This window comes from Rhizobium quercicola (assembly GCF_021168455.1).
GTDB classification, from domain to species: domain Bacteria; phylum Pseudomonadota; class Alphaproteobacteria; order Rhizobiales; family Rhizobiaceae; genus Ferranicluibacter; species Ferranicluibacter quercicola.
Map to the genome: position 1 here is coordinate 1 of NZ_JAJOZR010000033.1, position 1,051 is coordinate 1,051.

1 protein-coding gene is annotated in these 1,051 nt (G+C 63.6%); it reads left to right on the forward strand.

Going from position 1 to position 1,051, the window contains the following annotated elements:
- Positions 1–88 precede the first annotated feature (88 nt).
- Positions 89–1,041 (forward strand): IS630 family transposase gene (locus LRX75_RS23220; RefSeq protein ID WP_231816931.1). Its coding sequence is split into 2 segments (ribosomal slippage): positions 89–427 and positions 430–1,041, totalling 951 coding nucleotides; the frame shifts between segments, so codons are not numbered across the junction.
- Positions 1,042–1,051: the final 10 nt, after the last annotated feature.

The following is a 1,051-nucleotide window of genomic DNA, read 5'->3' on the forward strand; positions in this document are numbered from 1 at the left end:
AGAGTCTGTCTGCGGGTAACGGAATCGGGGGCTGGCATTTTGTGTTGTTTTCTGATTCCGTATGGATTTTAGCGGGAGGCTTTCAGCAATGCCGAAGTCACTTTCGTTGGATTTGCGCAGCCGGATTGCGGCGGCTGTCGTGCAGGGTGAATCGGTTCGATCTGTTGCGCGACGGTTCGATGTGTCGGCTGCGAGTGCGGTGCGGCTTGGGCAGAAGTTGCGGGCGGGTGCCGATCTGTCGCCTGCCAAGCGGGGTGGTCCACGCCGATCCCCGATCACAGCCACCGTTGCGGACTGGATGCGTGGCCGCCTTGCCGAGAAGCCTGACCTGACCATGCGTGCGCTCGCGGCCGAGTTGCGCGAGCGGGGCACGTCCATCACGCACGATACGGTGTGGCGCTTCGTACGCCGGGCCGGGCTGACGGTGAAAAAAAGACCCTGATCGCCACCGAGCAGGATCGGCCCGCAGTGGCTCGCTTCCGCCACCGCTGGCGTGCACATCAGCACAGGATCGACCCGGAGCGCTTGGTCTTTCTCGACGAGACATGGATCCGAACCGACATGACGCGCGTGCGCGGCTGGTGCCCGCGCGGCTCCCCGCTTCTGGCAAAGGTTCCTCACGGCCACTGGCGGACGCTGACCTTCATTGCGGGTCTTCGCCAAGGCGGCGTCGTTGCGCCCTGTGTGTTCGATGGCCCCATCAACGGCGAGTCGTTCACGGCCTGGATAGAGCAATGCCTCGTGCCGATCTTGAAGCCGCGCGACGTGGTGGTGCTCGACAATCTGGGCAGCCACAAGGGCTGGCGTGCCCGCCAAGCTGTCCGGGCAGCAGGAGCGCACCTGCTGTTTCTGCCGCCCTACAGCCCCGACCTGAACCCGATCGAGATGATGTTCGCCAAGCTCAAGACACTGTTCCGAAAGGCCGACCGCCGAACGATCGAGGAGGCTTGGCGCGAGGTCGGAAGCCTCCTCACTCACTTCAGCCCAACAGAATGCGCCGCGTACCTGCGACACGCAGGGTATGGTGCAATAACAGCCTGACAGACTCTAG